The organism is Novipirellula artificiosorum, from assembly GCF_007860135.1.
Taxonomy (GTDB): Bacteria; Planctomycetota; Planctomycetia; order Pirellulales; family Pirellulaceae; genus Novipirellula_A; species Novipirellula_A artificiosorum.
The window spans coordinates 50,434-58,050 of record NZ_SJPV01000022.1; the positions used below are offsets into that span (position 1 = coordinate 50,434).

General features: G+C 55.7%; 6 protein-coding genes. 2 read left to right on the top strand and 4 right to left on the bottom strand.

The annotated features are described in order from the left end of the window. Nucleotides 1–58: 58 nt before the first annotated feature. The gene (locus Poly41_RS31505; RefSeq protein ID WP_146531348.1) at nt 59–610 is read left to right on the top strand and encodes a hypothetical protein; all 552 of its coding nucleotides are present in this window, start codon (nt 59–61) and stop codon (nt 608–610) included. Then, a complete protein-coding gene (locus Poly41_RS35870; RefSeq protein ID WP_197231899.1) occupies nt 607–783 on the top strand; it encodes an EF-hand domain-containing protein in 177 nt (58 codons plus the stop codon). Before Poly41_RS31505 ends, Poly41_RS35870 begins: the two co-directional genes overlap by 4 nt. Here the strand turns inward: Poly41_RS35870 and Poly41_RS31515 are convergent. The 4 genes from Poly41_RS31515 to Poly41_RS31530 form a co-directional block, all read right to left on the bottom strand. Further along, complete coding sequence (locus Poly41_RS31515) at nt 702–3,548, bottom strand: alpha-amylase family protein (RefSeq protein WP_146531350.1); 2,847 nt, start codon at nt 3,546–3,548, stop codon at nt 702–704. The two genes, Poly41_RS35870 and Poly41_RS31515, sit on opposite strands and share 82 nt — an antisense overlap. A gap of 272 nt (nt 3,549–3,820) precedes the next feature. Next, nucleotides 3,821–5,005, bottom strand: coding sequence for a hypothetical protein (locus tag Poly41_RS31520; protein WP_146531351.1), 1,185 nt, complete (start codon nt 5,003–5,005; stop codon nt 3,821–3,823). Nucleotides 5,006–5,007: 2 nt separating this feature from the next. Further along, entirely contained in the window at nt 5,008–5,757 is a 750-nt protein-coding gene (locus Poly41_RS31525; protein WP_146531352.1) for an FG-GAP repeat domain-containing protein, read from the bottom strand. Nucleotides 5,758–5,763: 6 nt separating this feature from the next. Further along, on the bottom strand, nt 5,764–7,080 hold the full coding sequence (locus tag Poly41_RS31530) for a hypothetical protein (RefSeq protein WP_146531353.1): 1,317 nt from the start codon (nt 7,078–7,080) through the stop codon (nt 5,764–5,766). Between the last annotated feature and the right edge of the window lie 537 nt (nt 7,081–7,617).

A 7,617-nucleotide genomic window follows, 5' to 3' on the forward strand; every position in this document is an offset into this window, starting at 1 on the left:
TGCCCCGTGCCGGGGCGATCATGGATTGCTCGACGCCGTTGGTTTTGTTTGATCGAGAATGTCCATTCGCCTGCTGCGCGAGGGAGAACAGGTCGATGAATTGCAAATCAAGACAGGCAACGAATCCCAGGCCAGCCCAGAAGGGCTTACCGAGTTGCTGCTTGATGCGGGTGGCGGTCACCGCCGCAATTGGCAAGACTCAACGTTGCCTACCCTGCTTCAATGGGCCAACCCAAGGACATCCTATTTTCAACTGCTGGCAGACGTGCTGGATGAAGCGGACACATCGGAACAGGGGCGCATTCTGCAGTACGTGTGCGCGAGACGGGACGTTTCTGGCGGCGCAATCAAGCCGCTTGTCCAGTGGATCGTGAAGAACGCGCCGCTGAAGGAACGTCAAGACACAATCGAACTGAGCCGGCTACCTGACGCTTTTTCGACCCCTCGAATTCATCAAGAATTTTTTGTGCCAGCAAAGATTCGATTGGCCGACCGCCCCAATGAGTTCATGGAGACGTTGTCGCTTGCCTACCTCGCAGCTTCGACTTGCACCGTCGAAGACCGAACGAAATGCTTCGAATTGCTTCGGGATCTCTCGATCCCAAAATGAAAAGTTATGCCCAGCGTATCATTGGTCGCTATGATAAGAATCAGGATGGATTGCTCACCGAAGATGAATACTCCCAGATGCTGATGTCGCCTCACGACGCTGATCGAAACAAGGACGGAAAAATTGAGCTCGACGAATACGCCCGTTGGATGTCCGAACGTGCGAAGAAATAGGCATGCTTGCGATCCTGTCCGCTCCGAAAAATTCCCCGCGACGACTTGTCGATTCCGATCCTGCCCCAGCCGGTCGAAGATTTCGCGGGCTTCAGATCGGATAGAAAGACCTGCGGCAACGGCGGTTGCTCGGGAGTTTCCACCTGCTTAGGCATGACTGCTGTCACGTGCCTTGCTTCGCTCCACTGGCCATCCCAACCTCGCGTTTGCACCGCATAGTCGTAAGTCATTCCGAACTTGACGGTTCCGTCTTGGTACGACATGCCGCCGATTTCGGCCATCGACACTCCGTCTCGCAAGACCCGATAGCCATACGGGCTGGAAGGTTTCCAGCCGATCGACACTTGATCGAAATCGACTGTCGCCTCGAGTTCGTTCACGGGTTCAGGGTGCTCGGCCCGCACCTCGCTCGGCTCGAATTGTGCCGACCATCTGACTTGGCCACCCGCTGCCGATCGGATCCGCACGCGAACGGTGGGGCCCGAAAGCTCAGCGGTCATCTCAGTCGTGTCGGTCAAGTCGGCCAGGACGACATCCTTTAGCTGCCATGATGCTTTGCCGGTTGGCACGACGATCCGTAATTCGTAATCTTCGCCACCAATCACTTCGCTTACACCGCTGAGCGTAGCGGTTGCATCGTCCCAATGCTCGTTGCGCAAATCAACGACGCCCTGCGTGACGTGTCGCGACGTACTGATCACCTGCGGATGTTCTTGAGCGGGCCGGAGGGCCAGCATTGCACAGCCGCCAGCTTTCAGATCCACAGCAACCGTTTCCGAAAACGGCGGTACGAAGCGATCGTTCCAAAAATCGAAGCCCACATATTTTTCCGCCTGCGGTACACCGAGTCGCTCTAGCGGGTACTCCAACTTGGCCGACTTGCTGATATCCCAGTTGAACAACCCGACAACGTCTTTCCGCACCGGATCGCGTTCATCCGTTAACAGCCAGATTTGGGCCGGGTCGTTTTCCAGGTAGTCCACGGGGCGGACGGTCTTCAGAGTATGTGATGGCAAACCGCGTCGCAGGATATCCAATCGATCCGCTGGCAGTTCGTAGTAGCTGTAGCTGCTGGAGTGCAGCGAGCCGGTCAGGGCCGTCCAGGACACCGACGTTTGGGCCATCGGTTCCGGGAACGAAGGCCGTACGTAGACGGGATCAGGGTCGTTGTACCAAACTCGCTTGTTCAAGAAGAAGACTCGCGTTGAAAACAGCGGCCCGCGGACCAGCCTTTCCGGTAGAGCTCCGTTGTCGGGTCCGACGCGCATCGCGTCCACTCGGCCCATCGCTGGCCCGAACGAACGCATGTTTTGCGGCGCGCAACATCCAAGAAAGAATGCGTCAGGACCGGCTGTCTGACGCACAAGGTCCAATCCTTTGGCATAGGCTTCGATGGGTGTGATTGTTGGATCGAAGCGAGTCGTCTGTCCCAAGTCATCGTCTTGATACGAAGAATTGACGTACAACAGCTTCGCACCGGTTCCCGTCCACAGGCCGTCCATCTTGAAGTACTCGTATCCCCACTCGTGGGCCATGCGTTGGACGATCGATCGCAGGTACTGTTGCGTCTTGGGGTTGGTCATATCCAAGCAGGTGCCACCCCAGCGAGCGACGAAGGGGGCTTCGCCTGCTGGAAAGTCGGGCCGCTTGCCACCGTTGGTTTCGTTGATGTGGTTGTCTGGCGATCGTCCTTCCTTGTAGAACAAATCGAGCTTGTCGGCCCAGTAGGGATCGTTCCATGTGCCGGCGAACGGCATGAACCAAATTCCGGGAACGAGTCCTTGCGAGCGGACATAGTCGGCGGTCTTTTTCATGCCCGAAGGGTAGGGTCCATCGGCAAGGATCTTAGAAAAATCTTTGCGAGGTCCGTTCTGACTTTGACCGGCCTGCCACTTGTCATCGATTTGCACGACATGGAATCCGTAGGGGACCAACTGGTCATGAACAAAATCGGTGTTGCGCGCGATCTTCTGTTCGTCCGATGCACCGTCGTGATACCAAGTGCAGTAAACGCTGGGTTGGTCCGGGAGCCGGATGTTCAATTGCTTGGCAATCGCATCGCCGTATTGTTCCAGTCCCAGGCGGATGTCGTCGAAAAAGCCGATCAGCAGCGTTTCGGTTTTCACTTGCTGCTGAGGCTCAATGCGCAAGTCGCCATAGTCGATGCGCGCTTGCAGCGTTGCCTGAGAGTCGATCACGTCGGAGAAAACAATTCCCGAACCGCGATGGTGAGTAGACCATCCACAGACGATGCCCCGGTGGTTATTGGGGTCACCGACAGCCATGAACGTGTAACCGCCGGGATGATCGGCAACATCCAGCAGTCCCGCAGTACTGATTGTCTTTAGCTGTGCTGGCGGTACGCCCAGATCGAGCTTGGCGGAAAGCATCGAGTCTTTGTTGACAACCCGCTGTCCATCGCCCGTGTTGACAAGGGTGCGCTGCCAGACGGCGAATGGCAACGTTGGAAAGAGTGTTACCTGCGTTTGATCGCCGGACGGTTGCTGCAATCGAATCGCTTGTCCTTGACCCCACGTAGGGTCGTTAACGCTTCGCACGACGGCCTCCGTAGCGCCCGACGAGTTCTCGTCGGTGTGGATCAGAAACGACTGATCCGAATCGCTCCGCCTTAGGTTCAAGCAGCCATCTTGCCAAACCGCGTTCATTCCAAGGCCGGATATCTCCGATGGAGCAGCCGTGGCTGCAAAAGGGAGGCTCAGCATCACAGCAGCCATTAACGGCAAGGGGATCTGCTTACGGGTCATGTGTGGTTCCGTCCGATTGGAGGGGCGTGCTTTGTGGTTCAACGAAAAACAACGGAGAAATACGGTGTGCGATTTAGATTAGATGATTGTAGCGTGACTTGCACACGGGATTTTCCAAGGCAGGCATGATTTTTCGTTGAGTCGCAGTTTCTCTCCGGGCTTCATTCTCGTCGTCGACTTGAAACATCGATCAGCGGTTTTGAAAGATTCAAGCGTGTAGACTCGCTTTACCGTTACCGTTGCCCCTGTTGCAAACCCATTCCCAGTCGACGTCACCGATCACCGTGTCTTTGGCAGGGATTCCCGGGCTTGCGCGTCGTGGCACTGAAGAACTGAAGATATTCGTCGCCGTTCTGAATCACCTGACCAGGACTGGCCGTGATCGAGTAATAGGTATCGGGTTTCGTGCGGAAAGGGACCACGTCTGTTTGCTTGATCCATGGGCCCGCCGCACGAATCGCCTTGGCTTTCATCGTGAGATACGGGAACGATGGGATCCGATCCGGCGGGGCGGATACATTGGGCGTTCCGAGATAGAACATGTGCCACTGCTTGCCGTCGGAAAACGTGACACCATAGGAAGCGGATTTCGAATCATCCTCACCCGGTCCGCCGAACTCGAGAATGGGTCCTTTCTTCTCCCAACTTAACAGATCTTTGCTGACGGCTAGCGAGCAGAGCCAACCCTCGGGCCCGGCTGCGTCGTAATGCAGATAGTAAGTGCCCTTATCTTCAAACACCCATACATCTCGGGCGCCAAGCATGTCACATCGTTCGGGGCCGTCGCCGTAGCGAAGCACCACGCCATGATCTTTCGCATCCATTCGCAGCGTGGCTTCGGGGCGACCATCAGCGTATTTCGGAGCTTCCGCCAATGGGGTAGAAGATGTAGGCTGCCATCCCGCGATCGCCTGAGCGAGTTCGTCCAGCAGTCGCGTATTGGGCGCATACTCGGGCGTTGTGCCCATGGTTGGACAGATTCGACCGCCTTCGGAGTGTTCGTTCCAGGCATAGATGAGCACGCTGTCCGCCTCGCAGTTGTCAGGATGGTTGGCGACCCAATCCATGCCCGACGTGACATGTTCCATGAACTCGCCTGGTAGCGGTTCTAAGTAGTGTTGCGCACCAAATTGTTCCGGCTTCACCTCGTGTCGCGGCGTGTGATTGGCGCCACTCATAAGCGGCACGACCAACTGGCGTTTCGAGTTGTCACCCCTACTGCAGGGACTCTCCAAAAAACTCTTACAAATGTTAGGCCACAGCTCGGCGTAGGGCGTGCCTTCTTTCGTCGAACCAAACGCGCCGCGATAGGCGCTCACGGCATCGAGCCCGGCCTGGTCGACATAGACCGCTGCCCAAATGCCGCCTGAATTCATACCGACAATGTAGGGATTGCCAACACCCGCCTTCAGGGCTCGATCCCGCAGAGCGGCGACGGCCTCCTGTAAATGATTCACCGTCACGCCTTTTCCAGCGGGAGGGTCCCCGAGAGCGACCAATCCGCTTTCACATCGCTAATCGTTGGACTCGGAACGCCGGGCATGCCTTTGATGCGGTCCGCGGGATGAGGATGGGTGGTTCCGAAAATGTACCGTTGCCAATCGCCTTTACCGGTGCCGGGGTTCTTCCACCATGCCACATATTCTTCGCCGTTACCTGCGATTAAGTCCAAGTTTCCATCCGCGTCCATGTCGGCGATGTCGAGCCCTTCGTCGTAGGCCTCGGTCGTGATATGCGTCCGCGGACATGCGTCATCGTCTGGGTTGGCCGGAATCTCGAAATAGTGGACGCCATCTTCGCCGGCCAAGACCACTTCCGGCTTCCCTCCACCGATGATCTGCCCCAATCCAAACCCTTGGCTGTTGACGTGAGTGGTCTCGGGAACATTGCCGATCTTCTTGAACGTCCACTGCGAACCCTGCCTGTCCTTCGCTTCGATCCACCAAACATCTGGCAATGCTTGTGCGATCACGTCACCGAACTCATCTCCATCGACATCCACACACAGGATCGCGTCAACATTGCGGCCGAAATCAACTCGCTGCCACTTTCCTGTCAAGTCGCCACCCGGGTTACGATAGAAGTAGCGTCCTGAGACGATATCTTTCATGCCGTCATCGGTCAGATCCGCAGCGTGCAGCCCAAAATACCGCAACCAATCGGGCGAATCGGTATCGCCCCATTTGCCACGCTGGTCATCGACATGCAAGACCGTTCAATGATCGAGCGATCGCTTCGCTGTTCGATAGCGAACGAGCAATTGGATTCCAGGCCAATTGACTTCCATTCCATGAACCATCTTCCCATCGTACAGCGGTGTTTTTCCGGTTCCGATTGTGTTCTTACCCGAACGAAGGATCGAGACGTCTGGTAAATCGACGCTATGAGCATAGTAGCGATAGCGCGGACCTTCGTGGTCCAAAACCTTCACGCCGTTCACCGTGATGCCATTCATATAGCCTGGCGACCAACTCGACCAAGCTAATCGAGCAGCAGTCGCCCTCGTCAAATTGCCTTTGATCGTCACGCTTTCTTCGTACGCTTGATTGCGAGTCACCCAGTTGGTTGGCACTTGCTCGGGCCGACAGAGTTCGACGGAAATACCGTCACGATGCAACTGTACCCCTGACACCGCATCGGTCATGGTGATCAAACCCGTATCGTCAACAATCCGAGCGGCTAGCGAAATCGGCTCGCTCTGGTCGGGAACCCAAGAAGTGTCCCAGCTGCAACGGTAGGGAAACACAGTGGAAGTTCCCAAGTGATGCGTCAGCTGCCCGTGGTAGAAAAAGTAGTGCCAACGTCGGTGGATTCCGTCGCCTTCCCAGTTGACTCCATCGTAGAGCCCCACGTAATCGACCCTTTCAACGTGTCGTTGGCGATCAAGAATCTCCACGGCCAAAGGAACCTCGAGTCCGACCACTGAATCGGCTGTCGGTGTTAGGATTCGGCCCGTGACATGTTCTTTGTTGGCTGGCTCGTAATAGATCCTCAGATGCACGCCGTAGATTAAATGCTGGGGCCATCCCCAATCCTGGTCGGGGCTGACCCGCAATCGAAACTGGTTTACCGCGTCACCGCTCCTCCCGGCTGCATCATCCGCAACCAAATTCGCCAAATCAACTTCGGCCGAAATGCATGTGTGGTGGTAGTAGTCACGGCGTGGTTCTGGGATTTGTTTCGGAGCCGGCAGATCAATCCAATCGCTGTCGTTCCACTGGATGGCAAGTCCATGAGTCCCATTGTGCGAGAGGATTTTTTCGACAACGACTTCGGCTCGCGTGGCCTGTTCCAAGTCCAATGGATGAGGAAACGAAACCCATTGGTTGATGTAGTCGAAATCAGAACCACGGTCGGGGTAGGAAACACCCTTCTTGCCACCGACGCGAAGAGCACCACCCGCGTCGCCACCTGTATTTGTGTAAAGGTACTCGCGAAAAACGTCATTGGGATTTGGTTCCGCCATGACATTCTCCCACACCGAAATCATAAAACATATGGTTAACAACAAGCGAAGGGTTGAGTTCATCATGATGGGGTTCTCTGCTTGCTCACGGTGGAAGACGTCGATTGTGCTTCGAGGATTCGTTGGGCGAACGGCCCAAGCACCAAGAATACGAAGAATATTGGTCGAAACGACGAGTGGTGGTAGGAAACCATAGGAACGAGTTTAAGCGACAGCGGTGGCCAGCTGCAACACTCGAGACGGAGCCTGTGGCTAGCACTCGCCCAGGCGGGAGTCCTACCCGCTCACCTGGAAACCATTTCCAGTCTGCACCTGGATCGCGTGGTTCATAGGGTTTCAGGGAGCGAGAAGTACATCAACGACGGAACGTGTCAACAAGTTTGAGAAAACATATTCTGGAATTTAGCATCGCGTGAACAACAAGTGACGACTTTGGTAGTGGACGAGGCCACGAGTCCCGTGTTGCAGGACTCGTGGCCTCGTCCACTTCTATGAAATGTTTGCTGCTGTCAAGTGACTGTTGTGTTGGGGTGGTTGTTGATTGAGTTTGCGTTTAAACGATCCGGTTCCCCATTCTTCTATCCGAGCTCTGATGGCCCAAGT